The organism is Paenibacillus terrae (genome assembly GCF_005217525.1).
In the GTDB taxonomy this organism is placed as follows: domain Bacteria; phylum Bacillota; class Bacilli; order Paenibacillales; family Paenibacillaceae; genus Paenibacillus; species Paenibacillus terrae_C.
In genome coordinates, this window is record NZ_PNXQ01000016.1 from 221459 (window position 1) to 246190 (window position 24732).

Below are 24732 nucleotides of genomic sequence, written 5' to 3' on the forward strand. Positions count from 1 at the left end.
TTGAGAACCTGTGAAAAATATTGAATCCTAAAGTTTCTCATAGGTTCTGGAATGAATGATTCGATGAGGGCATAAAACAAATGGAATTTTAAAATTAGACTATTCACCAAAAAGAGGAGAGCGGAAAAAAACAACCTCTTTTTGGTGAATAATTCCACTTAAACATCCCCCAAAGTAAGTGACCAATTAGGGCATCAAATGCCTAAACATAAGCCCCAGCTTTAACAGCAGCAGGTGGTCGGTATTCTTCAAATCCAGATTCAGCAGCCCCGAAATTTTCTCCAGCCTGTACAGCACCGTGTTGCGATGGATAAACAGCTCACGCGCGGTTTCATTCACTTGGCCGTTGTTGGCGAAATAGGCTTCAAGCGTGTGCATCATCTCGCCAGCGTATTCCTCGTCCTTGTCCAGCAGTGGACGGAACAAATAAGAGCAGTACCTGCCCATGACCTCCTGCGGAATATGCTTGAAGAGATAAATGAACTCCAGATCGGCAAACATGACAATCGGTTCGCTTAAACCGAGCTCTGTGCTGATTCTCTCGGCCTCGGCGCACTCCCGGAAGCCGTCTATGAACTCCTCCATACCCATTCTCACTTTACTGATAAAACATGTCCTTGCTCCTGCTCCGTGGTCCCATGCATGCATCAAATCTGCATACAAACGTGCGGAGTTCTCACACTGTCTGCGCTCCTTGGCCTCCTCTTCCAGAATGGGAAAGAGGGAATATATGCGGTTCATCACATAGAAATGATGGGATTCCAAGGAGGCCGCTTTCGGATGGTCCTGAAGCTTACCCTGAATCTCCCTCAGTCTGCGGCGCTGACTCTCATGGTCCCACGGATCAGCTCCTGTGGAGGATATCATGCATACGTAGGGTGTGCTCCACAATGTGCTTCGCAACGCTTCGGCAAATTCAAGCACCGTCTTCCGAGAGGCGTTTCCCTTCAAGTAACGCTCCATGGTCGCGCCAAGACGACTGCTTGCCGCAGAAGTCTCCTGATTCCGGATGACCTCCAGATGATAGGAAAGAATAACGGCAGCCTGGTGAAAAATACCCTCCATATCATGTGCTTCCAGCAGATTTTCGGTCTGAACCAGCAAGTAACCGTATGATTTTCCGTTTTTCAGCAGGGGGACCCGATACAACAGGTTATCTGCCGCCTTATAAAACCGATGGTCCTGATGCCAGGGCCAGTCGTTCAACAGCTCTATTTCGGAACAGCGTGTCACGTTATACAAGGCCTGTCCCTCAGAGGTGACGATGGCTACTGGACGCCCCAAAATGCTTGTGATGCTTTGAAAATAATTGGTGTACTCATCCGCCTGCATCGCAAAATCAACCAGCTTTTTCTGCGTTTCAAGCAATTCATTCAGCCGGCGGGTATCGCGTTGGAACTCGGATTGGAATAGAGCGGTGATCTGCTCGGAGAAGGTGAATTCAAAAGGCAGCTCAATTAGGGGGAAGCCCAACCGGTCGGCTTCAAGCAGGGCAATCTCTGGAATTTCCGCCCAGTAGCGGCCAAGCTTGATGCCAAGCCCGGAGGCTCCCCGTTCATTCAGCTTTTGCAGCAAATTGACAAATTCCTCGGGTGAATCCCTGATCGCATAAGCTGTAGTCAGCAGCAGTTCCCCTTCTTTTATCCAATTGATCACATCCGGCGCATCCATCAAATTAATGGAACTGATCGTTCGGAAAATTCCCTTTTTACCGGCGGCCAGCTTCCCTTCCGATAACGGATAGACCGTCAAGGCATCCTCTACAGTTAAATGCATTTTTAATCACTCCCATGATGCGTATATGATTCAGATGCCGAACACGACGTAACCTTTTAAGCCATTATATAGGCTTTCCTCGACTTTCTGCAATCCTTTTTGCCTCCATTGTGTAATATAATCTAACATAAATTACTGTTAATTCTGTTTTCAAACCAACGATAAGCCCATTTTGTTAGATTTAAAACCAAAATTGTGTCAGAAATATTTACATTCATATTTTTTAGCTTTATGATAGGACACAACTTCAAAGAGAAGAGGGGATTCAGATGCAGCTTACCCAAAATCAACAGGCTGCGGCCGAAAAGGGCAGCCGTTCCATGCTTGTTATCGATGATGTCGGCAAAATCTACCCCAATGGCACTGTAGCCGTGCAGCATGCGGATCTGCATGTGGGGGAAGGGGAATTTCTCTGTTTTGTCGGCCCTTCCGGTTGCGGTAAATCGACCATTTTTAATATGATTGCCGGTTTGACGGAACCGACCTCCGGTCATCTGTCCGTGCTGGACACCTCACCGAAGGAAGCGCGCAAGCAGAATGAGATTGCCTTTGTGTTTCAGGAGCATACCTTGCTGCCATGGGCCAAGCTGATTGATAATGTCACCATGCCTCTTACCTTGCGCGGCATATCCAGGAAGGAGCGTATCACCGAAGGAGAGCGGGTTCTTGAGCTGGTAGGCTTGAAGGAATATATGAAGGTGCTGCCCCGTGAGCTGTCAGGCGGAATGAAGATGAGGGTATCGATTGCACGAGCGTTGATATCCAGACCCAAGTTACTGTTAATGGATGAACCGTTTGGCGCCCTTGATGAAATTACCAGGCAGACACTGCAGGATGAACTGCTGAATATTTGGGAACAGGACAAAAAGATGTCGGTTCTGTTCATTACGCATAACGTGTTTGAAAGTGTGTTTCTATCGACAAGAGTAGTGGTGATGACGCCCCGTCCCGGTAAAATTTCGGATATCATCGATATTCCGTTTGCTTATCCGAGAGATGATGAATTCCGGACACGTCCGGAATTCGGTGAATATGTACGCAGCGTGTCCGCTGTGTTGAAGCATTGATAGCCAGAAATGAGAGGAGAGGGAAGAAAAATGGAAGAGATGGCAGCCAGTTCGGCCGTTGAAACGGCGGTAGGTATCCGGGCTTCTGCGAAGGAAATTGCCCGCAGTGGTTATCCATCAGGCGAGAATAAGATCCTGAGCCTGCTAAAGAAAGCTCTGCCGCCATTTGTGGTGTTTGTCCTGTTTATCGGCGGATGGGAGATGATCGTGCGGATGATCGGAATGCCTCCGTATATTTTGCCCAAGCCATCCGATATTGCGGCAGCGGCGGCCGAGAATAGTACCAATCTGATTACGTCGGTAAGCACAACCATTGTAGAGGCGTTGATCGGTTTTGCGATCAGTGTAGTGCTCGGTATTTCATTAGCCATTCTGCTGGCGCTGTCCAAAACGGTGGAAAAAAGCGTCTATCCGTACGCCATTATTCTGCAAACTATTCCGGTCGTAGCGGTAGCCCCGATCATTGTGATCTGGTTCGGAGCGGGGATTAATGCCATTGTGATCATCTCATTCCTGATCAGCTTTTTCCCGATTTTATCGAATACGCTGATCGGATTGAACTCAACGGATCAGAACATGAAAAATTTGTTTTATTTGTATAATGCGAGCAAGCTGCAGACTATCTGGAAGCTGCGATTTCCGGCAGCGCTCCCGTACATTATGGCGGGGCTGAAAATTTCATGCTCCAGTTCGGTTGTCGGAGCGATCGTGGGTGAATACATTGCCGGCATTGGCGGCGGACAGGGTGGACTCGGATACGGGATTACCGTTGCGGCAACCCGCCTGCAAACTCCTTATCTGTTCGCCTGCGGTTTAGCGGCATCCGTCTTGGGCATAGCATTTTTCCTGATCATCAATATGGTGTCGAACAAGCTTTTGAAGTCTTGGCATGAGTCGGCAATGAAATGATACCAGTACCGGGAGAGGGATCCAACATGTCCAAACATCATATGAACTTACGTTACAAGAAGTGGCTGCTGTCGGTTGCAGCTTTGATCATGCTGCTTCTGAGTGCATGCTCCAATTCCTTCGCTCCAGAACCCTCCGCCCCGGCGAAAGGGGAAGCCGGAACAGATCTGAAGCAGGTGAGGCTAATCGAGGGCTGGTACTCCAAAGGGGAAGATGGAGGCTATTTTGCGGCATTGCAGCAGAACTACTATAAGGACAAGGGGATCGAAATGACGATTCAGCCGGGAGGTCCCGAGGTGTCAACTATGCAGCTTGTCGCTGCGGGCAAAGCTGAATTCGGCATCTCTTATGCGGATGAAATTTTGAAGGCGCGGGAACAGGGAATCCCTGTTGTCGGTATCCTTGCCGGTTTTCAGAGCACACCGCAGGTTCTAATGTACCACAAAGGGCAAGACATCAAGGATTTCACCGACCTGAACGGCAAAACCGTATACATCGGTACAGCGGTGCCTTACTGGGAATATATCAAGAGCCAATACAATCTGACGGATGTAAAAGAAATGAAGTATAACGGACAGCTTGTTAATTTTATTAATGACCCCAATTCGCTGAATCAGGGTTACATCACGAACGAGCCTTACGCGCTTTCCCAGCAAGGGGTTGAGGTGGACTATCTGAAAATCGCCGATTCCGGTTATGCGAACTATGCGGATGTTCTTTTTACAACCGAAGACTACCTTAAAGAGCACCCCGATGTCGTAGAGGCTGTGGTGCAGGCAAGCCAGAAGGGTTGGAGCTATTATCTTGACAACTATAAAAAGGTAAACCCGCTCATTCAGACCTACAATCCGGATATGACGGTAGAAGCAATGAATTATGAGGCGGAGCAGGAAAAGCCCTTTATTCTTAACAAGGAATCCGAGGCAAACGGTATCGGTTACATGACAGAGAAACGCTGGAGCACCTTGCAGGATCAGATGATCAAGGGCAAAGGATTAACGAAGTCACAGGATGTCGCCAAGGCGTTCACGACCGAATATCTGATGAAACCATAAGTGTGAACCGAAGTATGTATAGCCTCAAACCAGAATTTTCAGGAAAATGAGGGAACTTTATATGTTCAAACTTGGAAATCGAAAGAGCTATTGGCAAGTGTCCGAAACGCTGGTGGATCTAAGGCGGACACAAAAGTACGGCAAGCCCATAACTCTTCCTGCACAGCCGCAGGAAGTCATATTTGATCTGGAGCATACAGCGGTCATTGTCATCGATATGCAGAATGATTTCTGCACACCGGGAGGCTGGCTGGATTCCATCGGGGCGGATACAACGCCGCTCCTGAACCCGGTCAGCCGGCTGAACCGGCTACTGCCCAAGCTGCGTAAAGCGGATGTGCCCGTCATCTGGGTAAATTGGGGCAACCGGGAGGACCGGATGAACGTGCCGCCATCCGTGCTCCATGTGTACAATTCAGACGGACGGGGCAACGGAATTGGGGACCCGCTGCCGGGGAACGGCTCCAAGGTGCTGGAGAAAGGCAGCTGGGGAGCAGCTATTGTCGATGATTTGGATGCGTCCCCTGATGATATCTATGTGGATAAATACCGCATGAGCGGGTTTTGGGACACACCATTGGACAGTATACTGCGAAATCTGAATATTCAGACGGTGTTGTTTGCCGGGGTAAATCTCGATCAGTGTGTCATGCATACACTGCAGGACGCGGCTTGCCTCGGATATGACGGCATACTTCTGGAGGACTGCTCGGCAACGAGCTCCCCGGCCTTCTGCTTGGAAGCCACCTTATACAATATCAAGCAATGCTATGGCTTCGTCGCTGATTCCACCTGGCTGGTGGAGGAGCTAAACGGGGCAGCGGCCCGTAAAGAGGGAAATGCACCGGAAGAGCCGGCTCCTCTGGAAGGGTGAGCTGAAGGGAGGGGATGACTCGATGAAAGATCAATGGAACGCCGCTGTCAACCAGGTGACAGTTGAACCGACAGGACAGGGAACGCTGAGCGGACTTAGCTTTATGACCAAGGATGTGTTTGCTGTCCGTGATCATACAAACGCCGCGGGCAATCCGTGTTGGCTGGAGACGCACAGCCCGGCGGCGGAGCACGCGGAAGTGGTCAGCCTGCTGTTGCAGGAGGGCGCGCGACTAACAGGCACGACTCATACGGATGAGCTGATGTTCAGCCTGAACGGTGAAAATGTCCATTACGGAACACCGGTGAATCCGAAGGCCCCGGACCGTATTCCTGGCGGTTCATCCAGCGGATCGGCGGTTGCCGTCGCCGCAGGGCTTGCCGACTTTGCCCTTGGAACGGATACGGGAGGATCGGTACGTGTGCCGTCTTCATACTGTGGAGTTTATGGAATGCGTCCGACGCATGGCAGTGTCTCCGAGAAAGGCGTTATCCCGCTCGCTCCCAGCTTCGACACCATCGGCTGGATGGCACGCGATCCCGAGACGTTGCGCCGGGTAGGTGAGGTGCTTCTGCCACAGACAACCTCGGGTTCCGGCTTTAGCCGTGTGCTGATCGGTGAGGATGCCTGGGAGCTGGCTGACACGGAGAGCAAAGAGGCGCTTACCACTTGGCTGGAGTTGCTGTGCGGCTTGGCTGAGAGCCATGAAGCTGTTCGCATCGCCCCGCAGGGTCTGCCTGAATGGATGGCCATGTTCAGGACGATCCAGGGCTACGAAATATGGCAGGAGCATGGGGCCTGGATTGAACGTGAGCAGCCAGTCTTCGGACCGGATATAGCCGGACGTTTCTCCTGGGCAGGCACCATTGAACGTGCTGATCAGGAGAAGGAAGCAGAACGTCGGATTGAGGTGCGCAAGCGCATGGCCGACCTGCTTGGAACGGATGCGGTGCTTGTGATACCGACGACTACCGGAGCGGCCCCGAAGTTGGGACTAAACGGGCCGCCAATTGAAGAACGAAGAGTGCAAACGATGCGTTTGACCTGCATTGCCGGCTTGTCGGGACTGCCGCAGCTTACGATCCCCGCTGCCGAGGTACTGGGCTGCCCGGTCGGTATTTCCCTCATCGCCGGCCCGGGACAAGATCGGCGTCTGCTGGAATGGGCCGCATCCCTTGTTCCGGCAGTAACAAGGATAAAATCATCGTTCGATGTATAAGAAGCCATTAAGCCATGTGAAAAGAACATCAAAGCCGCAGAAGAAAGGGTGTCAGTTATGTTTCAACGATATGAAGGAACGGTATGGGAGGAGCGCTTTTTGCCCCGTCTGACAAGCAAACAGGTCAAAGAACTGCCAAAGGAGAAGGCGCTGGTTATTCTGCCGGTCGGAGCTGTGGAGCAGCATGGATCCCATCTGCCTGTATATACGGATACTTTGATTGGAGAGGCGACATTAACACAAACGCTGGAGCGCGTGCGGCCGGATAAGGAGATTTGGCTGTTGCCTCCGATCTCGTATGGCAAAAGCAATGAGCATATCGGGCTGCCGGGCACCATTTCCTTGTCTGCGAGTACGCTGCATGCCATAATGCTGGACATTGCAGAAAGTCTGAAGGCCAGCGGTTTTCGCAAGCTACTGCTGTTTAATACGCATGGAGGCAATATGGATTTGCTGAATACCGTATCACGGGAAATCCGGATCAGAACGGGGATGATGGTTTTCTATCTCAGTCCCAGCAGTCTGAATGTGGCGGAGGACCTCCTGTCTTCCGAGGAACTGGAATACGGTATTCACGGTGGCGATTATGAGACTTCTTTGGTGATGTCCATCAAACCGGACTGGGTGCAGAAGGAGTTCCTTGTCAAAGAGCTTCCCGATATGTCCTCGTACCGCTTTCTTACATTAGAAGGAAAAATACGCTTCGCCTGGAAGATGGCTGATATATCCGCTAGCGGCATTGCTGGAGATGCTACGACGGCCACGCCTGAGAAAGGAAGAATCATCCAGGAACGAATTACGGCGATTCTGTCGGAGGCGCTGGAGGAGCTGTGTGATTTTGAAATCACCGATGTCCGCGGGACTGAGCCGGTTCAGCAGTCGACAGGAAGCCGTCCGTGAAGCTCGTCAGTCTTAAACACGGCGATGGGGAGCGGGCCGCGATTGAGCATGAAGACCGATTTTTTCTACTGGAGGAGATCAATAGGGCGGAAGGAAGTGCATGGGGAACCACCGTCATGAAGATATTGCAGCAGGGTCAGCTGGAGGAGCTTGTTCAGTGGTATCAGAAGCACGGGAACAGAACATGGTCATCGAGCCCTTTCATACCGACGGAGGAGGCCATACTGGCTCCTCTCTTCCGCCACCCCCGCAAAATATGGGGAATTGGCATGAATTATGTACAGAAAGCGATTGATCTCGCATCCACTCCTCCAGAGCTTGAGCCGGTCTGCTTTATGAAGCCGGACTCCAGCCTGATTGGGCCGGAAGAGTATATCCGGCTGCCGGCTCAGTCCGTGAATGTGACATCCGAAGCGGAGCTTGGTATTATTATCGGCCGAAGCTGCAAAAATGTGCCGGAAGAACGCGCGCGGGACGTCATCGCCGGTTTTGCTGCAACACTGGACATGACAAGCCAGGACATTCACGCACGGAATCCCAGATTTCTACAGCGATCCAAGGTATTCGACACATTTTTCAGTCTCGGGCCACAACTAATAACACCTGACGAAATAAGCGATTTGCAGAGCCTTGCCGTTGAAACCGTGTTGAACGATGAGGTTATTCATAGCAATACCGTGTCTCGTATGATTTATCATCCATGGTTCATTGTCTCGTATTTTTCACAGATGATGACTCTCTATCCGGGCGACGTGATCATGACGGGCACACCGGGGTCCGTTCGGATTCAGCACGGAGATGTTGCCGAATGCAGAATCAGTAGCTTTACGACGCTTCGTAATCCCGTAGCGGATGCAGAATACAACCATCAGTAATTTTACTTGGGGAGTGGTAATGAGATGAACAAGTACAGACAAAAGGGATTTGCTGTTTTACTGGTAGCAATGTTTTCCTTATCAACATTGCTGGTGGCTTGCGGCAATCAGCAAACTGCTCAAAATGCCGCTGCCGAGACATCAGGTCCCACTGGGAACAGCGGGGAACTCACGGCAGTCACACAGGTGACGAACTGGTTTGCACAGGCGGAGCATGGCGGTCTGTATGCGGCAAAGGAGCAGGGATATTACAAAGAGGCTGGTCTGGATATGACCATCCAGGCAGGGGGGCCGCAGGTGTCTCCCACACAGATCGTGGCTTCCGGCAAAGCGCAGTTCGGACTTACCACGGCGGATCAGCTGCTGGTCGCCCGTGAAGAAGGAATTCCTTTGGTAGCGATTGCGACCATTTTCCAGAAAAGCCCGCAGGGACTCATGGTTCATGCCAATCAGAATATTTCCTCCCTTGCCGATTTGAATAACCGTACCGTTTACGTGGGGGCAGGCTCGGTGTTCTGGGATTATGTGAAGAACAAATACCAATTGAATCATGTGAAGGAAATGGCTTATACCGGTTCCCTGGCTCCTTTTATCCCCGATGAAACTTCTGCCATTCAGGGTTATGTAACCAGTGAGCCGTACGAGATGAAGCAGCAGAATGTGGACGTTAAATTCCTGCTGCTGGCAGATGCCGGTTATAATCCGTATTCCAATGTGCTGTTCACGACAGAGCAGTATATTCAGGACCATCCTGATCTTGTGCGTGCCTATGTTGAGGCTTCGATGAAGGGCTGGGATTATTACAAGACCAATTATGATAGCGTGAATGACGTCATTTTAAAGGAAAACCCGGATTTTACAAAAGAAAAGCTGAACTATGCGGCGAAAGCGCTCATCCCGTTCGTATATGAAGGTAATGCGGCGGAACACGGTGTCGGCTATATGAAAGAGGAGCGCTGGGCGGAGCTGGGACAGCAGTTGATGAAGATTGGAGCATTGAAAAAAGAGCCCGATGTCAGCAAGGTATTCACGGATAAGTTCCTGCCGCATTCTTAGGAGGAGAACGGTCCTCTGGGTGGGTTGAATGAAAGCATACGGGAGGGGAACCGAATGAATGAACATTGGACAGCCATTCTGAAAGAACGCATCGATTCTGAGCTGCTGCAGTGGGAGGAGCCAGCAATCGCCAAATATTCGATGGATTATCATCACTTCTCTCCTGTGCTGACCAGCCAGCTACAGGGAAAGGTCGCCGAGTGTATCGCCAGTCCACGCACCGAGGATGAGTTTGACACTCTGCTATCCATTGCCGCGGAGCTGGGGGTTCCACTTACTGTTAGGGGCAACGGCACCGGCAACTATGGACAATGTGTCCCGGTCACAGGCGGAATCGTGCTGAATCTGGCCAAGTACAACAAGGTGCTTGAAACAGGAGAAGGCATAATGCGGGTTCAGGCTGGGGCAAGGCTGGGCAAAATGGAATCCACTGCGCGCAAGGCGGGCTATGAGCTGCGAACGATGCCTTCCACCTTTCAAACTGCGACGATCGGCGGTTTTTTGAGCGGTGGTTTTGGCGGCATCGGTTCGATTAGTTGGGGAACCATCTGGGACGGGCTGGTACGTTCCCTGAAAATCAAGACCGTCGAGATTCAGCCCCGTACCATTGAGCTCCAAGGAGAAGAGGTGCTGCCTTACCTGCATACCTACGGTACGATTGGCATTCTGTCCGAGGTGGAAATCAATCTGGCCCCGCGGGTGGAATGGATGCAGTGGGCAGTAACCTTTGATAGCTTTGAACAAGCTTTTCGCTTCGGGCAGTTGGTTGCTGAAGATACGTCCGTTGTCAAGAGGCTCATTTCGATTCATGAATGGCCGATTCCATCCTATTTTGTACCTCTTGATATTCCCGAAGGGCGTACCGCTGTGCTGCTTGAAATAGACACGGCCTGTGAAGCGCGGCTGGAGCGTGTCATAGTAGAAAACGGTGGGTTATCGTCTAAAAAGGTCTCCGCCGAGCAGTATCATAAAGGCGTCGGTGTATCCGACTTTACATGGAACCATACTACCCTGTGGGCGCGCAAGGCAGACCCGGGCTTGACCTATCTGCAACTGAATTTTGATCCTGCCCATGCCCTTGAGCAAATCTCGGCTATGAAAAAAGAATATCCGGAAGTGATGAATCATATAGAATTTGCCCGGCAAAACGGAAATTTGCTGATTTCTGGCCTGCCGCTGGTTCCCTTCACAACGGAGGAACGCCTGAATCAACTGATGGAGCATTACGAGGAAAACGGGGTTGTAGTCAATAATCCGCATACCTGGGATTTAAAGGAAGGCGGACGATCATACGCCCACGACCATTTGTGGGAGATCAAACACCGCAACGATCCGAAGGGAATTCTGAATCAGGAGAAATTAAAGCATCAGGCTGTCAGCGGCATTTGATCAACGGGTGACAGGAGATTGACATACAGCAGCAGCTAATGTTCCCTACGGATTTTTATAGTAAATCTGGATCTACAGCAAAGGAGCGAGTCGCATGAAATTTGGAAATGTGGTCATCCACCGCAAGGTTCCTTGCACGATGCGTGACGGTGTAACGTTGTATTCAGATATATACATGCCTGATGAGACGGGAAAATATCCCGTACTGCTGATGCGCCAGCCTTACGGCCGGTCGATTGCCTCCACCGTTACACATGCCCATCCCGTCTGGTATGCCAATAAGGGATATATCGTTGTAATCCAGGATGTCAGGGGACGGGGAGAGTCGGAAGGCGAATTTGATCCGTTTGTACAGGAAGCAGAGGACGGATTTGATACCATCGAATGGGTAGTAGGTCTGCCCGGCTCGACCGGGAAAGTAGGCATGTACGGTTTCTCTTATCAAGGGCTCACACAATGGGCTGCGGCTTCTCTTCACCCGCCTGCGCTCAGAGCGATTGCGCCGAGCATGTGCCCGGCAGACATGTACCACGGCTTATTTTACCCACATGGCTCCTTCGCGCTTGGCAATCATCTGCCGTGGGCTTTTCAGCTGGCTCGTGATACGGCGCAAAGGGCGGGTGACTTCGAGACGGCCGAGCAATGCTCAAGGTTTATGCGCAGCCCCGAGGAGATACTCTGGAAAATGCCGCTGAATGAAAGACATCCGATTCTGGAGCAATACTTTCCCGCATTTTATGATTGGATCGATCATATAGCGTACGATGAGTACTGGGAGCGGATGAACTGGATCGACGAGATCGTCGAGGGGCCGGTGCCAGCTTTGCATATTGGCGGCTGGTATGACGGTTTCCTGATGGGTACGCTGCAGTCATTCGAGGCTCTACAAGCTACTGCCACTCCGGATTGCTTTCATCGGCTCATTGTTGGCCCGTGGGCCCACATTCCATGGGGGCGCAGAGCAGGCGGAATCGATCATGGAGAGCAGGCGGACGGCGGACATCATCTGGAGCAACTGCGCTGGTTTGATTATTGGCTGAAGGGCAAGGAAGACACGGAATTGTCTGGAGAACCGCCGATCCGTTATTTTGACTCCTTGAGTCATAAATGGCATACGGCGGAACAACTGCCTTCTGTACTTGAGAATGAGTCCTCTGCGTCTGAATGGTTCTATTTATCGGGGTCACAGACCCCGGCAAACGGTGCGGCAGGAGGCGGCAGACTGGAAAGGCGTAAGGAAGACGTGGAGGAGGCTGTGCCGGATGTATTCGTATACGACTCGCGTCTGCCGATGCGTCTGGACTCCTACCTGCCGTCCGACCGCATTGCCATTCAGGAAAGGCAAGAGATTCTGGTATATACGGGAGGGCCGCTTGCAGAGGATATCCCGATTTTTGGGTCCCCGGAGTTGTCCGTGCAGTACCAGACACTGGGAGGTCCGACGGATCTGGTGGCCGTCCTCACGACCGTATCCGAGAATGGAACGGCCCGGCTGCTCAGCGTGGGCCGTACGGAAATCTGTAGTGAAGGAGCAGAAGCCTCCAATGAATGGACTACTGCGCGGATCAGGTTGCGTCCCTTGGCAGCCACCCTGTCGGCTGGCACGTATATCCGGCTTGAATTGACAGGCAGCGCCTTCCCATTGTTCGCCCGGCATCCGAACGGTGTCAGGGGTGAGACGAACAGCACGGGAACAGGCGGGCTGAAGATTGCCACCACGGCTGTGCGCAGTACAGAACAGGACATATCCTGTTTGAAGCTGCCAGTGAAAAGATGAAAAGCGAGACATAAATAAAAATCAATCAAAGTGAGGTTGAATGTATATGGTGAACATTCCAGGACTGGTTGCCGGTAATTTTGAGAATTGTCCCGTCCACAAAATTTCCGTACAGGATACGAACAAGTTCATACTGCTATGCGACAGGGAGCAGGTGCCTTTCACTTCATTTGTAGAAATCTTCGAGGTGGGAGGCAGAACTCCATCCAATGAACACCGGGAAGCTTATGAATATTTTTATGTACTGAAAGGGGATGGGATTGCTAAAGTTGGCAGCGAATATGAGACTCCGATCCGCCAAGGCTCATTCATTATTATTCCGCCAGGCAACCATCACGATATTATCAATACGGGCAGCACACGCCTGTATTGTCTGACGACCATGGTACCGGACGAATTGTTCTCGGATATGATCAAAGCAGGCCCTGCCGCCGAGCTGGATGAGGAGGATCTGGCCGTGCTTCAGGCGCTGGCTACCGCGCAATGAGTACAGGGCTGCATTTCATTAATGTACAGCTTCCGCATCGGGAAGACCCCCATCTGTATGAACTAAAGGCGGAGGGTGGGAAATGGGTTAGCATCCGCCGGCAAGACCATTTCCTTGATGCGGGGGATAACGCCGCTTCCCGTCTGATTGCTCCGCAGCAGGCCGGATCGGACCTGAAACGGCTGGCAGACGCGGATTGCATTGATCTGCGGGGCGGCATTATGCTTCCCGGGCTGGTCGACTGTCATATGCATCTGGACAAAGCCTTTTCACTCGAACAGGTGCCGAACCGCTCCGGCACGCTTCAGGAAGCCATTCATAATTACAGCCAGGCCGTACAGAGCTTCAGCAAGGAGCAGTTGGCGGAGCGCATGTGGACGGCCGCCAGAATGGCGCTGAGCTACGGGACCACGACCATAAGGAGCCATCTTGACTTCCCTGTTCATCTGGGGAGAGAGGTGGCCTTTAGGACGATTGAGGCGGCCTTGGAGGTACGGGAGAAGCTAAAGGACAGTATGGCGATCCAATATGCGTTGATGGTTCCGTTCCGCGCCAATCATGAAGCTGCGGATGAGGCAGTCGAGGAAGCACTGTGTATGGGGATTGATGTACTGGGCGGTGCCCCTCATCTGGCAGACGACCCTGAAAGGGAGATTGGCAGGGTTTTTCGGCTGGCAGAACGTTTTGGGGTACCCGTTGATCTGCATGCGGATGAAAGTGACGATCCCGGGAAAAGAACTGTGCTAAGCATAGCAGAGCATACGATTGGCTGCGGTTATCAAGGCAAGGTGACGGCAGATCATCTGTGCTCGCTGTCTGCAATGACGGAAAAGGATGCACAGCATGTGATGGAGAAGATGAAGGAAGCCCGTCTGAACGCGGTAACGCTGCCTGCTGTGAACCTGTATCTTCAGGGACGGGAGGATCGCGGCCTGGTAAGACGGGGCACAACACGAATTCGTGAGCTGCTTGCAGAAGGTATTCCGCTGGCAGCGGCCTCCGACAACATTCAAGACCCGTTCCATCCGTTCGGGCGTGGGGATCTGATACAGATCGCCCAAATCACATCGTATGCGGCCCATATGGGCAGTGAACGGGACCAAGTACAGCTGCTGCGGATGATCACGGATATACCTGCTGGGATTACAGGCTGCGAAGGGTACGGAATAGAAGAAGAGCATGCCTGCAACTTTGTTGTAACGGATGCGGCTGATGTGACGCAACTGCTGTCAGGCACAAAAATGAGCCGCTGGGTGTATACCTGCGGCGGCTGGCAGTCCGCTCTGCATGCAGCTCAGGCATATGCGTAAGGCCGTATAAAGTAATGGCATCAAACAGAATTGAATTGTCAGTTATAAAAGGGGAGAGGAAGTGGGGGCATAATGGTTGCATCGATTACAGGAACACAGACGATGGTTGTTAGCCCTCATTATTTGGCAAGCGCGGCCGGATCGCGTATTTTGCAGCAGGGAGGCAATGCCTTTGATGCCGCTGTGGCGGTGAGCGCCTGTCTTGCTGTCGTATACCCGCATATGACGGGACTGGGTGGCGATTCCTTCTGGCTGACTTATAGCACCCAGGAGCGAAAAGTCAGGGCCTATAATGCGAGCGGCCGTTCGGGCAGCCGGGTTACAGCCGCCTGCTTTGCGGGCGAATCCGCCATCCCGCAGCGGGGACCTCGCAGCGTCATTACCGTGCCGGGCATGGTGGACGGCTGGGATGCCGTACTGCGCCAATATGGCTCAAAGACGCTGGCAGAGGTGCTTGAGCCCGCGATCTACTATGCGCTGGAAGGCTTCCCGCTGTCGCCGAACCAGCATGTCAATACGGCCGAGCGCTTCGAGGTGCTGGAGGCTTATCCGCAGACGGCTGCCATCTATCTGCCCGGAGGGAAGGTCCCCGAGCAGGGTAGCCGCTTTGTGCAGGCTGCTTTGGGAGGCAGCCTGCAGCAGCTTGCGGATCACGGTCGGGACGTATTTTATTCAGGCAGTGTTGGCCAGGAGATAGTTCGCTCACTTACGGAGCAGGGCGGTCTACTGACGCTGGAGGATTTTGCGAGGCACAGAGGTGAATGGGTGGAGCCGATCAAAGGGAGTTACCGTGGTCTTGACCTTTACCAGGTTCCACCGAACTCACAGGGTTTTACCGGCATTATGGCGCTTCATATTCTTGAACAGTTTGATGTGGGCAGTATAGAGCACGGTTCCTTTGATTACTATCACCTGCTTGTAGAGGCACTGAAGCTGAGCTTCCACGACCGCAACCGGTATTTGACCGACCCTCGATTTTCCTCCATCCCTCTGGACCGTATGCTGTCCAAGTCCTACGCCGCGGATCTGGCAGCCTGCATCGATATGGGCCGCTCCCTGCCGATGGATACCCAGCCAGTAGGCAATGATACGGCATACGCAGCGGTAGTAGACGAAGAGGGCAATGCCGTCTCCTTTATCCAGAGCCTGTATTTTGAATTTGGCTCGGCGGTGACAGGAGGAGATACCGGCATTCTGCTGCAGAACCGGGGTTCGTTCTTTTCCCTTGATCCGTCGCATGTGAATAGGCTTGAACCCGACAAGAGAACATTTCATACGCTGATGCCGGCGATGGTCTGTCGCAATGGGAAGCCGTATATTTTATATGGCACCCAGGGAGGGGAAGGTCAGCCGCAGACGCAGACCGCGCTGCTGACCCGCATGGTCGATTACGGCATGGACCCGCAGACCGCCGTGCATGAACCGCGCTGGGTGTGGGGTCGAACCTGGGGGGAAGAAACGCAAGAGCTGAGACTGGAAGGTCGGATCGCTAAAGAAGTGCAGCGTCGTTTGAAGTTGGCCGGGCACGCGGTAAAACCGGTTGAGGATTTTGCTGGAGCCATGGGGCACGCGCATGCCATTTTGATTGATGACAGCAGCTTACGGCTCGGCGGCACGGACCCCCGCTGCGATGGAGCGGCCATCGGCTGGTAATCCAGGAACGGAACATGGCCCTAACATTACACAGTAGAAACGCCCTGATCGGGAAGGAAACTATTTTCTTTCCTTCATCAGGGTGTTTTTTGCTGTCTCTTTGTCCCCGCCCGGATATGTTGCAGTTAACTTGAAATAAGCTCGTACAAGTCGCCCTGTAATTGGAGATTTCCGGGTTTGCCCCCTTGAAGACTGCTTTCGTGCGATACACTCCAGGCATGCGCTCGTCCGGAAACCAGGGCGGCTGTTGACTGACGACGATAAACACGCCCTGCCATAGTTCGAGCCAGAACAAGTGGCCATGCCAAGCGGGCAATGGACCTTGCTCGTGGCGTGTGGACACTGAAACTTCAAATGTCCGTTCTCCAGACCCAATAGGTCATGGCAAATCCCATCGAACAGCGTGGTGTGCCTTTGCTGGTCATCCCTTCAGGACGCACCTTCTCGTTACGAAGATTAAGTCGAACTTTCATCTTATTCATCTGTTGCCTGATCTTCAATCTGTTTTTTTCGGAGATGGTGTTACTCCAGGAAGTTCGCGTCTTATAGGCAAGCTCATTCTCGATCATATAGGAATACGGTATTAGCTCTTTCAAGTCGTCCTGCAATAACGCTCGCAACTTCGCAGTTGATAGCACCCTACGAACTGGGGGCATGTGCTATACTTTGAAGATTTTTTTGGACAACATGGATTATGTATTTCCATTTTAAACCACAAAGAAACTAAACATTTTACAGTATAAACTTAAATTTTTGCAGGTTAAATATGAAGGAAGCTATGATAAAATCACTTTTGTAATCGCTTACAAAAAATCATTGTAAAGAAATGCTGTTTTAGGTCTACTACGGGCTGCACGGCATCCTAGTAAGGCTTAATGCAAATTAACCAAAGAGGAGGAATGTCTAATGAAACAAAAAAGAATGAGATTATTTTAGTGATTTTAATTTGTTTTTCGCATACAGGACCAGTAGGAACCGCCAGTAAACTACGGTGCTGACTACCAGTCAGACGCAATTCATATTTATGTATCTATGGATGGATGGTTGACCCACTAGTAGAATTTTACATTGTCAACAGATGGGGCAACTGGCGTCCGCCAGGAGGCACTGCAACTTTTAAGCAGTATTGAAGTGTTCGGACATCGAAACGTACGAGTGAAATGCAAATGAGGAAGATGAATAAAGTTTCGCTTACGGTAGAGGAAATGTCAAAGTAGTGGGAGTGCAAATTTGATTAGTAATACACTTACGATCGGCGGAGGCGGTGGTACGAATCCAACTCATCCAAGCACAGGTACGAAAATGGAAGCCGAGAGTATGACCAAGGGCGGTCAGTACACCACGAATATCAGCTCGCCGTTCTCAGGAGTCGCTTTATACGCCAACAAGATTCGGTAAAATACACGCAGTATTTCGAAAGTGGTACCCATAATTTCTCACTCCGTGGTGCTTCGAATAAATCCAATTTGTAAGGAGGTAGAACCATGTTTAAAGTTAAAACAGGAAAATGGGTGGCGATCGGGTCGCTCATCGTGTCTGTGTTCATGGGCTCGCTGGTGATGTCCGACGACGAGGCCCTTGCGGCTGATTGTTCGAACGGCTATGTAGCATTAACCTACGACGATGGTCCTAATCCCAACACCACCACAACACTGCTTAACGCACTGAAGCAAAACGGCTTGCGCGCGACGTTCTTCAACATTGGACAGAATTCGCAGAATTACCCTTCACTCGTACGCGACCAGCAGGGAGCAGGCATGTGGATCGGCAACCATTCATGGTCGCATCCATATATGACACAACTGAGTACCTCACAAATGTCTTCGGAAATTACACGCACGCAACAAACGCTGAAGTCCATTACCGGCACGGCACCGAAGTTGTTCCGTCCGCCGTACGGCGATACCAACGCGACTTTGAAGTCAATCGAGACCCAAAACGGTCTTACCGAAGTGCTGTGGAACGTTGACTCCCAAGACTGGAACGGCGCCACCACCGCCCAGATCGTAGCCGCCGTGGGCAAGATGAAAAACGGCGACGTGATCCTGATGCATGACCAATATCAGACTACGCTCCAAGCGGTTCCGCAGATTGCTCAGAACCTCAAGAACCGGAACCTATGCTCTGGCATGATCTCGCCGAGCACCGGCCGGGCGGTCGCACCTGACGGTGGAAGCACTGGAAGTGGGCCAAGCATAGGTACGAAAATGGAAGCCGAGAATATGGCCAAAAGCGGTCAGTACACCACGAATATCAGCTCGCCGTTCTCAGGAGTTGCTTTATACGCCAACAATGATTCGTTGAAATACACGCAGTATTTCGAAAACGGTACCCATAATTTCTCACTCCGTGGTGCTTCGAATAACTCCAACATGGCCAGAGTTGACTTAAAAATCGGTGGACAGACAAAGGGAACCTTCTACTTCGGTGGGAGCAGTCCTGCGGTCTACACCTTAAACAATGTCAGCCATGGAACCGGAAATCAAGAGATAGAGCTCGTTGTAACAGCCGATGACGGGACATGGGATGCTTACATTGACTATTTAGAGATCAACTGAAAACCCCGAAGCGGTAAATAATCCTTTCAAACAAAAAAAGGTGGAACTTTTCTATTCAAGAAAAATTCCACCTTGCTGTTCCAATCTATTTTTCAGGAGCTTCCTCGTCTGTTTCTTCACTTTCACAATTCAACTGCCACTCTATTCCGAATTTGTCTTTAAGACTACCATAGCATTTACTCCAAAATGTTTCTTGAAGCTCCATGCCTACTTCTCCACCTTCTTTCAGTTTATCAAATAGTGATTTAATTTTATCAATGTCCTTATTGACGAAGGAGAGGCTTATATTGTTTCCGACAACAAAAGGCATGCCAGGAAAAACATCAGAAAACATAACATTACTCCCATCGATATCAAGGCGTGTATGCATGACTAAATCTTTTGCTTCTTCTGGCAGCTGATATTCAGGGTTAGGCGGCGTTTGAGCAAAGGTCATGATTTCTGGTTTATCCGTTTCAAATACTTCTGCGTAAAATTCCGCTGCTTCACGGCAGTTCCCATTAAAATTAAGGTAAACATCAATGGACATGCGATTCACTCCTTCGGATTAATTCGTTGAACAGACTGTGGCTTTAACATTTATTATTTACCTGTACATAAACAAAAATACTAACGTCGAAGGACAGTTCATCGGCATAAACAAAACAGGCTGTCCTTAAAAGGCAGCCTGTTTTGTTCTGCTTTTCATTCAAATGTTGAGCAAACTTATGCAAGAAACGGCAGATATGTTTATTGGATGATCAAAAACAGGACAAATGTATTTTGTGATACAAAAGTAACAAATTCGAAGAAAGGGTTGACAAGCAGCAAGGAGAAATTTACAATTTCATATTAGTGATAATGATTATCAATATCACTAATTTTAAATAACGCTGCAATGACTACATACTAAAGGGGTTTTAAAGAATGAATAGCAAGATGAACAAGAGGTTTTACATGTTTTTATGTGTATTTACTGTTTGGATCTTGGTTCTTTCGGGCTGCGGCAACGCTGGAGGCACCTCCGAGTCCTCTACCAAGCAGTCTGCAACCGACACAACCGACACGAAAAAGGAGGCAAGCACGGACTCTGGTACCCGTACCGTATCCACAGTCATGGGGGATGTTGAGGTTCCTGCCAATCCTCAACGTGTGGTGGTCAACTGGTATATTGGGGATGTATTTACATTGGGAATGACACCAGTTGCGGTATCAGGCTGGTCGCAAAAAACCATGCCTTTTTTCGATAAGCTAAATGGAGTTCCAAATATTGAAAAGTGGGAATCCGAGGAAATCATGAAGTATGATCCTGACTTGATCATTACATATGATACAAAGGATTATGACAAGCTGTCCAAAATTGCGCCTGTCTTGGTGATGCCTGACAATAAAATGACAGCACTTGAACGGGTTAAATTCTTAGGACAGGCCACGGGTCATGAAGCAGAAGCTGACAAGGCGATTGCTACCTTTGAAAGCAAGCTCAATGACGCTAAGGAAAAATTAAAATCCGACATTTTCAAAGACAAAACCTTTAGTATATTCGAGGATTGGGGTAGCGACTCCTACGGAGTATATTATGAAACAGGCTCACGCGGCGGAACGTTGCTGTATAACTATATCGGACTTCACAAACCGGAAAAACTCGAAAAGTTAGTTAAAGATTCAGGAGAGGGCAGAGGGTCTTTATCTTATGAGGTGGCTGCTGAATATTTTGGCGACTATGTCCTCTGGTTCAAGCAGGAGGGTAAGGAATCTCAGTTTGCCAAAACGAAAATATGGAGCAGTATCCCGGCCGTGAAAAATGGGAATATCATCGAGATTCCAGCGGATTATGCAGGCCTGTTCTACTACTCTGACGTTTTGAGCATGACGGGGCAATTGGACTATATCACAAATAGATTGCTGGAAAAGACGAAGTAAGCAGAGCATATAATTGACCCATTAAGGATGTAATGTATGTCTACTCATAAAGAGCAAAACAAAAAAGGAACACTTCATTTTCTGGGATATATGATCTTGGGGCTGATCCTGCTGCTGCTTGTAACCGCAGCTTCTATAACATTTGGAGCCGCGGAAATGAGCTTGAAATTAGCATGGGGCGCTGTGTTTCAGTTTGATCCTGGTATTACAGAGCATCAAATTATTCACACTCTTCGTTTCCCGCGTACGGTTGCTGACATCATTGTAGGGGGCAGTCTGGCCGTTTGCGGGGCCATTATGCAGGGAACTACCCGTAACCCGCTGGCAGACTCCGGGCTCATTGGTATTAGCTCAGGATCGACATTTGCTATTGCATTATGTATGGCCTTTTTACCGGGTCGTACCTATGCAGAAACGATGCTGTATTCCTGTCTGGGTGCGGCAGTGACTACTGGAATTACGTATTACATTGCATCTATAGGTAAACGGGGGATGACCCCTCAGCGTCTGGTGTTAGCCGGAATGTCGATCTCCATGCTTTTTGGTGCGTTTAGTTCTTTTATTGCTATTAAATATAAGATCGGCCAAGCACTTGATTATTGGACGGCAGGTGGGACAGCCAGCGCCCAATGGAACGAATTGGCTATCATTGCACCCTTATTCATATTGGGCGTGATCTGTGCCATTATTCTTTCTCCCTCCATCACAATCTTAAGCTTCGGAGAGGATGTTGCATCAGGCTTGGGTATTCGTGCCAATAGAATCAAAGGCTTTTCGACCTTAATTGTCTTGGTGCTCACAGGGCTTTCTGTCATTGTGGTGGGTCCTATTGGTTTTGTGGGTCTGATTGTACCGCACATCATGCGTCATCTGATCGGAACGGATTATCGGTATATCATTCCTGCTTCAGCACTGTATGGTGGAGTTTTTTTAGTAGTAGCGGATTTGCTGGGAAGACTTATTAACCGTCCCCATGAAACACCGTTGGGTATTATCTTTGCATTGGTGGGTGTACCTTATTTTCTCTACCTTGTGCGTAAGCAAAGGAGGGAGTTTAGTTGAACCAGCCTCGCAATGCAACTGCCAGAAGTATAGGGATTATTGTATTGTTAGCTGTGCTGACGATCCTGGTGGCGATGCTCAGTATGAATGTGGGCAAGATGAATCTGTCCCCTATGGAAGTATTCAAGGTTATCATTGGTGAGGGGACTCGCAAGCAGAATCTGATTGTGTTTGATTTTCGCCTGCCGCGTATCGTTCTAGGTATATTGGTTGGCATCGGTATGGCTATTTCGGGTTGTATTATGCAAAGCTTACTTAAAAACGACATGGCCAGTCCTGGTACGCTGGGAATCAGTTCCGGCTCCGGTTTGTTCGTACTTTTGTATGTTACTGTATTCACCAGTGAGGGATTGTTTTCGCCCATCGTCCTGCCGGGACTGGCCTTTGCAGGGGGCATTGTAGCGGCGATCCTCATTTTCTTGTTCGCCTATAGGCGGAGGAAGGAAATTTCGCCGACCGGCTTGATTTTAACAGGCGTTGCTATGGGCAGTGGTTATTCCGCATTGTCATTGATGATTACACTGAAGCTAGATGAGAAGCAATATGATTTTGCTTTGCGTTGGCAGGCTGGAAATCTGTGGGGAGATGACTGGAGCTACATTATGGTACTGCTTCCTTGGGTACTCATCATTAGTTTTTACGTCTTTTATAAGTCGTACACTCTTAATGCGTTGAACCTGGGGAACCAGACGGCATCGGGACTGGGGGTAGCGATCAAAGGGGAATTTATTGGTCTTACTATTGCTGCGGTGGCGCTTGCTTCGGGTAGCGTAGCCCTTGGCGGGAACTTCTTTTTTGTAGGTATGGTTAGTCCACATCTGGCGCGCAAGCTGGTAGGGCCTAATCATAAGCTGCTACTGCCTACAACAGCGTTGGTAGGAGCACTCGTTATCCTGATCGCGGATACGATCACCCGAACCATTAGTTTTGGTGTAGATATCCCGACAGGCATCATTATCACGATCCTGGTGACTCCTTATTTCCTCTATTTATTGTCGAAGGCCAACTGATTCATATATAGCCAAAAGGCGTTAACCGATGTGAGCTGTGAGCTTGTCTGGTTAACGCCTTTTTAATTTGAATGATAAAATAGTGAACTTCATATGTTGTTATGACATATTTATGTGAGCATTTATTTTAAAAACAAGCAGGCATTATATCCGAAGTAATGGTATGATAGCTTAGTTAAAACTGAACGACTACTATTGGAGTGATCATATGGGTGCAAAAAGCAAGGGCGGCGGAACCGGCAGAGGTACAGGTAGTAAGGGCTGGACACGCTGGAACAAAACAGCCAAGCCCACAAGGGTGAAAAGCGCTGCTACAGGCGCACCGGGAAGTAAAGCCGCAGGCGGCGCAAAAGGTGGCAGCACCAAACCAAGTGGTAATAAAAGCGGCGGCAGAAGTAAGTAAGCTGGACAAGTATATCGTCGTTCAAAAAAGTGAACACCTGATTTGGCAAAAGCAATCAGGTGTTTTTAATTTGAAGCAAGCAGGTGAATAGTGCGAATCAATAAGTACATAAGCGAAACGGGGTTCTGCTCACGCCGGGAAACGAATAGATTGATTGCAGCCGGGCGAATTACGATTAATGGCACAGTTTGCGAAGCTGGAGCGAATGTAGAGCCGCAGGATTCCGTACTGATTGATGGGGAAACGATTCCGGTTAATAATAGCGAGCCTGTATATTTGGCCCTGAATAAGCCCATCGGCATTATATGTACGGCGGCGGAACAGGTTGCTGGCAATATTATTAGTTATGTAAACTTCCCTTCACGGATTTTTGCCATTGGTAGGCTGGATAAGGCATCGGAGGGGTTGATTTTACTAACGAATGATGGAGGTATCGTTAATAAAATGATGCGTTCTGAGCATGGTCATGAGAAAGAATATGTGGTGACCGTAGACAAACCTGTTACAGGCGAGTTTACGCAGGCCATGTCCCGCGGTGTTGAAATATTGAACGTCATCACCAAACCATGTGATGTTTACCAGCAAGGTGAATATGAGTTTCGCATTATTTTGACCCAGGGCCTGAACTTGCAAATTCGTAGGATGTGCAAGGCTCTGGGATACAGCGTGCTAAAATTGGAGCGTATTCGAATTATGAATATTACACTGGATCATCTGGAACGAGGGAAATGGAGACATCTGGATGGTGAAGAGCTAAAGGTGCTTCTTTCTACGTTGAGATAGCATGTTGATACCTACTGAAATTTGTACGTCATCTAACTACATTGATTTTGTAGGCTTAAAAGTATTGGGTATTTCTGGGGCTCTATCCTACGGGAGAGAGCTTTTTTTGGTTCTTTCTATTTAGTAAATAGTCTGTGCTTGTGTGATGGAAATTGGCCAGTAGTCCTTCAATTATTCATAGCGAAATAGTCGCTAAAAATCAATATTGATATTTCCAATAGGATATTATTATTTTGGGTAACAAAATGCATCTACGAATCCGAAATGTACAGAAAGCTTATATCAAGAAGGAGAAGATGAATATGAGTATCTTGGAGGATTTATATTACGGCGAATGGTATCCAAGTGAACGAATCAGGACGAAAAACCCTGAGCTTGAACTAACCCATCAGAAAATATCCGCTTCTATGGAAAATCTAAAAGCAAGATTACCAGAACACGACTATAAATTAATTGAGGAGTTATCGGATTTAAATGATGTTCTAATTTCTATATTATCTGCTTCTGATTATATTTCTGGGTACAAAACGGGAGCTTTGATGATGTTAGAAATATTTGATGGGAGAAATTATCGAAACTAAGGTATATCTTTGTAAAGTAAAAAGAAAGGCCAAACGCAATAGCATACCTGAACGGATAAAACGAAGGAACTACACCGACCCCATAA

The 24732-nt window shown here is 49.6% G+C and carries 22 protein-coding genes and 2 pseudogenes; 21 read left to right on the forward strand and 3 right to left on the reverse strand.

What is annotated here, in order from left to right; all coding sequences use genetic code 11:
* Positions 1-186: 186 nt before the first annotated feature.
* Positions 187-1776 (reverse strand): PucR family transcriptional regulator, encoded by a 1590-nt coding sequence (locus tag C1I60_RS18605; protein ID WP_137063085.1) that lies wholly within the window; start codon positions 1774-1776, stop codon positions 187-189.
* Between the two features lie 269 nt (positions 1777-2045).
* On the opposite strand from C1I60_RS18605, the gene C1I60_RS18610 reads away from it, so the two are divergent.
* The 13 genes from C1I60_RS18610 (at position 2046) to ggt (ending at position 16347) form a co-directional block, all read left to right on the forward strand.
* Complete coding sequence (locus C1I60_RS18610) at positions 2046-2843, forward strand: ABC transporter ATP-binding protein (protein ID WP_137063086.1); 798 nt, start codon at positions 2046-2048, stop codon at positions 2841-2843.
* A gap of 30 nt (positions 2844-2873) precedes the next feature.
* Positions 2874-3752 carry an ABC transporter permease gene (locus tag C1I60_RS18615; RefSeq protein WP_137063087.1) on the forward strand — a complete coding sequence of 293 codons (879 nt, stop codon included), beginning with the start codon at positions 2874-2876 and terminating at the stop codon, positions 3750-3752.
* 26 nt (positions 3753-3778) lie between these two features.
* Positions 3779-4807, forward strand: coding sequence for an ABC transporter substrate-binding protein (locus C1I60_RS18620; protein WP_137063088.1), 1029 nt, complete (start codon positions 3779-3781; stop codon positions 4805-4807).
* Between the two features lie 61 nt (positions 4808-4868).
* Positions 4869-5681 (forward strand): cysteine hydrolase family protein, encoded by an 813-nt coding sequence (locus C1I60_RS18625; protein WP_137063089.1) that lies wholly within the window; start codon positions 4869-4871, stop codon positions 5679-5681.
* A 22-nt stretch (positions 5682-5703) separates the two neighbouring features.
* Entirely contained in the window at positions 5704-6900 is a 1197-nt protein-coding gene (locus tag C1I60_RS18630; RefSeq protein ID WP_137063090.1) for an amidase, read from the forward strand.
* A 57-nt stretch (positions 6901-6957) separates the two neighbouring features.
* On the forward strand, positions 6958-7800 hold the full coding sequence (locus C1I60_RS18635; RefSeq protein ID WP_137063091.1) for a creatininase family protein: 843 nt from the start codon (positions 6958-6960) through the stop codon (positions 7798-7800).
* Complete coding sequence (locus C1I60_RS18640) at positions 7797-8675, forward strand: fumarylacetoacetate hydrolase family protein (protein ID WP_137063092.1); 879 nt, start codon at positions 7797-7799, stop codon at positions 8673-8675. Before C1I60_RS18635 ends, C1I60_RS18640 begins: the two co-directional genes overlap by 4 nt.
* Positions 8676-8699: 24 nt before the next feature.
* Entirely contained in the window at positions 8700-9731 is a 1032-nt protein-coding gene (locus C1I60_RS18645; RefSeq protein ID WP_137063093.1) for an ABC transporter substrate-binding protein, read from the forward strand.
* A gap of 54 nt (positions 9732-9785) precedes the next feature.
* On the forward strand, positions 9786-11120 hold the full coding sequence (locus C1I60_RS18650) for an FAD-binding oxidoreductase (protein ID WP_137063094.1): 1335 nt from the start codon (positions 9786-9788) through the stop codon (positions 11118-11120).
* Positions 11121-11214: 94 nt separating this feature from the next.
* Entirely contained in the window at positions 11215-12897 is a 1683-nt protein-coding gene (locus tag C1I60_RS18655) for a CocE/NonD family hydrolase (RefSeq protein ID WP_137063095.1), read from the forward strand.
* A 46-nt stretch (positions 12898-12943) separates the two neighbouring features.
* Positions 12944-13384, forward strand: coding sequence for a cupin domain-containing protein (locus C1I60_RS18660; RefSeq protein WP_137063096.1), 441 nt, complete (start codon positions 12944-12946; stop codon positions 13382-13384).
* Positions 13381-14694: an amidohydrolase family protein gene (locus C1I60_RS18665; RefSeq protein ID WP_137063097.1), complete on the forward strand. Its 1314-nt coding sequence runs from the start codon at positions 13381-13383 to the stop codon at positions 14692-14694. Before C1I60_RS18660 ends, C1I60_RS18665 begins: the two co-directional genes overlap by 4 nt.
* Before the next feature lie 72 nt (positions 14695-14766).
* The gene (ggt, locus tag C1I60_RS18670; RefSeq protein ID WP_137063098.1) at positions 14767-16347 is read left to right on the forward strand and encodes a gamma-glutamyltransferase; all 1581 of its coding nucleotides are present in this window, start codon (positions 14767-14769) and stop codon (positions 16345-16347) included.
* Positions 16348-16620: 273 nt separating this feature from the next.
* On the opposite strand, the pseudogene C1I60_RS25810 reads toward ggt, so the two are convergent.
* Positions 16621-16811 (reverse strand): annotated as a pseudogene (locus C1I60_RS25810) (transposase); the annotation flags it as partial.
* Between the two features lie 517 nt (positions 16812-17328).
* Here C1I60_RS25810 and C1I60_RS26465 point away from each other — a divergent pair.
* Positions 17329-17816 (forward strand): annotated as a pseudogene (locus C1I60_RS26465) (glycoside hydrolase family 11 protein); the annotation flags it as partial.
* 15 nt (positions 17817-17831) lie between these two features.
* Positions 17832-18905, forward strand: coding sequence for a polysaccharide deacetylase family protein (locus C1I60_RS18685; protein WP_137063099.1), 1074 nt, complete (start codon positions 17832-17834; stop codon positions 18903-18905).
* An 85-nt stretch (positions 18906-18990) separates the two neighbouring features.
* Here C1I60_RS18685 and C1I60_RS18690 read toward each other — a convergent pair whose 3' ends face one another.
* Entirely contained in the window at positions 18991-19434 is a 444-nt protein-coding gene (locus C1I60_RS18690; RefSeq protein WP_137063100.1) for a VOC family protein, read from the reverse strand.
* 377 nt (positions 19435-19811) lie between these two features.
* Between C1I60_RS18690 and C1I60_RS18695 the strand changes: the two genes are divergently transcribed.
* The 6 genes from C1I60_RS18695 (at position 19812) to C1I60_RS18720 (ending at position 24646) form a co-directional block, all read left to right on the forward strand.
* Positions 19812-20807 carry an ABC transporter substrate-binding protein gene (locus C1I60_RS18695; protein WP_137063101.1) on the forward strand — a complete coding sequence of 332 codons (996 nt, stop codon included), beginning with the start codon at positions 19812-19814 and terminating at the stop codon, positions 20805-20807.
* Positions 20808-20843: 36 nt separating this feature from the next.
* Positions 20844-21869 (forward strand): FecCD family ABC transporter permease, encoded by a 1026-nt coding sequence (locus tag C1I60_RS18700; RefSeq protein ID WP_137063102.1) that lies wholly within the window; start codon positions 20844-20846, stop codon positions 21867-21869.
* A complete protein-coding gene (locus C1I60_RS18705; RefSeq protein WP_137063103.1) occupies positions 21866-22879 on the forward strand; it encodes a FecCD family ABC transporter permease in 1014 nt (337 codons plus the stop codon). The genes C1I60_RS18700 and C1I60_RS18705 overlap by 4 nt, the downstream gene beginning before the upstream one ends.
* 208 nt (positions 22880-23087) lie before the next feature.
* Positions 23088-23282, forward strand: a complete 195-nt coding sequence (locus tag C1I60_RS18710; protein ID WP_137063104.1) for a DUF3934 family protein — start codon at positions 23088-23090, stop codon at positions 23280-23282.
* Between the two features lie 90 nt (positions 23283-23372).
* Positions 23373-24065, forward strand: a complete 693-nt coding sequence (locus tag C1I60_RS18715; RefSeq protein ID WP_137063105.1) for a pseudouridine synthase — start codon at positions 23373-23375, stop codon at positions 24063-24065.
* Positions 24066-24367: 302 nt separating this feature from the next.
* On the forward strand, positions 24368-24646 hold the full coding sequence (locus C1I60_RS18720; protein ID WP_137063106.1) for a DUF6809 family protein: 279 nt from the start codon (positions 24368-24370) through the stop codon (positions 24644-24646).
* Positions 24647-24732 lie beyond the last annotated feature (86 nt).

What these genes read in the sequence shown, in the direction of transcription:
- C1I60_RS18615 (WP_137063087.1), top strand. Translation starts at nt 2,874, where the DNA reads ATGGAAGAGATGGCAGCCAGTTCGGCCGTTGAAACGGCGGTAGGTATC.
- C1I60_RS18720 (WP_137063106.1), top strand. Translation starts at nt 24,368, where the DNA reads ATGAGTATCTTGGAGGATTTATATTACGGCGAATGGTATCCAAGTGAA.
- C1I60_RS18710 (WP_137063104.1), top strand. Translation starts at nt 23,088, where the DNA reads ATGGGTGCAAAAAGCAAGGGCGGCGGAACCGGCAGAGGTACAGGTAGT.
- C1I60_RS18665 (WP_137063097.1), top strand. Translation starts at nt 13,381, where the DNA reads ATGAGTACAGGGCTGCATTTCATTAATGTACAGCTTCCGCATCGGGAA.
- C1I60_RS18635 (WP_137063091.1), top strand. Translation starts at nt 6,958, where the DNA reads ATGTTTCAACGATATGAAGGAACGGTATGGGAGGAGCGCTTTTTGCCC.
- ggt (WP_137063098.1), top strand. Translation starts at nt 14,767, where the DNA reads ATGGTTGCATCGATTACAGGAACACAGACGATGGTTGTTAGCCCTCAT.
- C1I60_RS18610 (WP_137063086.1), top strand. Translation starts at nt 2,046, where the DNA reads ATGCAGCTTACCCAAAATCAACAGGCTGCGGCCGAAAAGGGCAGCCGT.
- C1I60_RS18625 (WP_137063089.1), top strand. Translation starts at nt 4,869, where the DNA reads ATGTTCAAACTTGGAAATCGAAAGAGCTATTGGCAAGTGTCCGAAACG.
- C1I60_RS18605 (WP_137063085.1), bottom strand. Translation starts at nt 1,776, where the DNA reads ATGCATTTAACTGTAGAGGATGCCTTGACGGTCTATCCGTTATCGGAA.
- C1I60_RS18690 (WP_137063100.1), bottom strand. Translation starts at nt 19,434, where the DNA reads ATGTCCATTGATGTTTACCTTAATTTTAATGGGAACTGCCGTGAAGCA.
- C1I60_RS18630 (WP_137063090.1), top strand. Translation starts at nt 5,704, where the DNA reads ATGAAAGATCAATGGAACGCCGCTGTCAACCAGGTGACAGTTGAACCG.
- C1I60_RS18645 (WP_137063093.1), top strand. Translation starts at nt 8,700, where the DNA reads ATGAACAAGTACAGACAAAAGGGATTTGCTGTTTTACTGGTAGCAATG.
- C1I60_RS18660 (WP_137063096.1), top strand. Translation starts at nt 12,944, where the DNA reads ATGGTGAACATTCCAGGACTGGTTGCCGGTAATTTTGAGAATTGTCCC.
- C1I60_RS18655 (WP_137063095.1), top strand. Translation starts at nt 11,215, where the DNA reads ATGAAATTTGGAAATGTGGTCATCCACCGCAAGGTTCCTTGCACGATG.
- C1I60_RS18700 (WP_137063102.1), top strand. Translation starts at nt 20,844, where the DNA reads ATGTCTACTCATAAAGAGCAAAACAAAAAAGGAACACTTCATTTTCTG.
- C1I60_RS18620 (WP_137063088.1), top strand. Translation starts at nt 3,779, where the DNA reads ATGTCCAAACATCATATGAACTTACGTTACAAGAAGTGGCTGCTGTCG.
- C1I60_RS18650 (WP_137063094.1), top strand. Translation starts at nt 9,786, where the DNA reads ATGAATGAACATTGGACAGCCATTCTGAAAGAACGCATCGATTCTGAG.
- C1I60_RS18695 (WP_137063101.1), top strand. Translation starts at nt 19,812, where the DNA reads ATGAATAGCAAGATGAACAAGAGGTTTTACATGTTTTTATGTGTATTT.
- C1I60_RS18685 (WP_137063099.1), top strand. Translation starts at nt 17,832, where the DNA reads ATGTTTAAAGTTAAAACAGGAAAATGGGTGGCGATCGGGTCGCTCATC.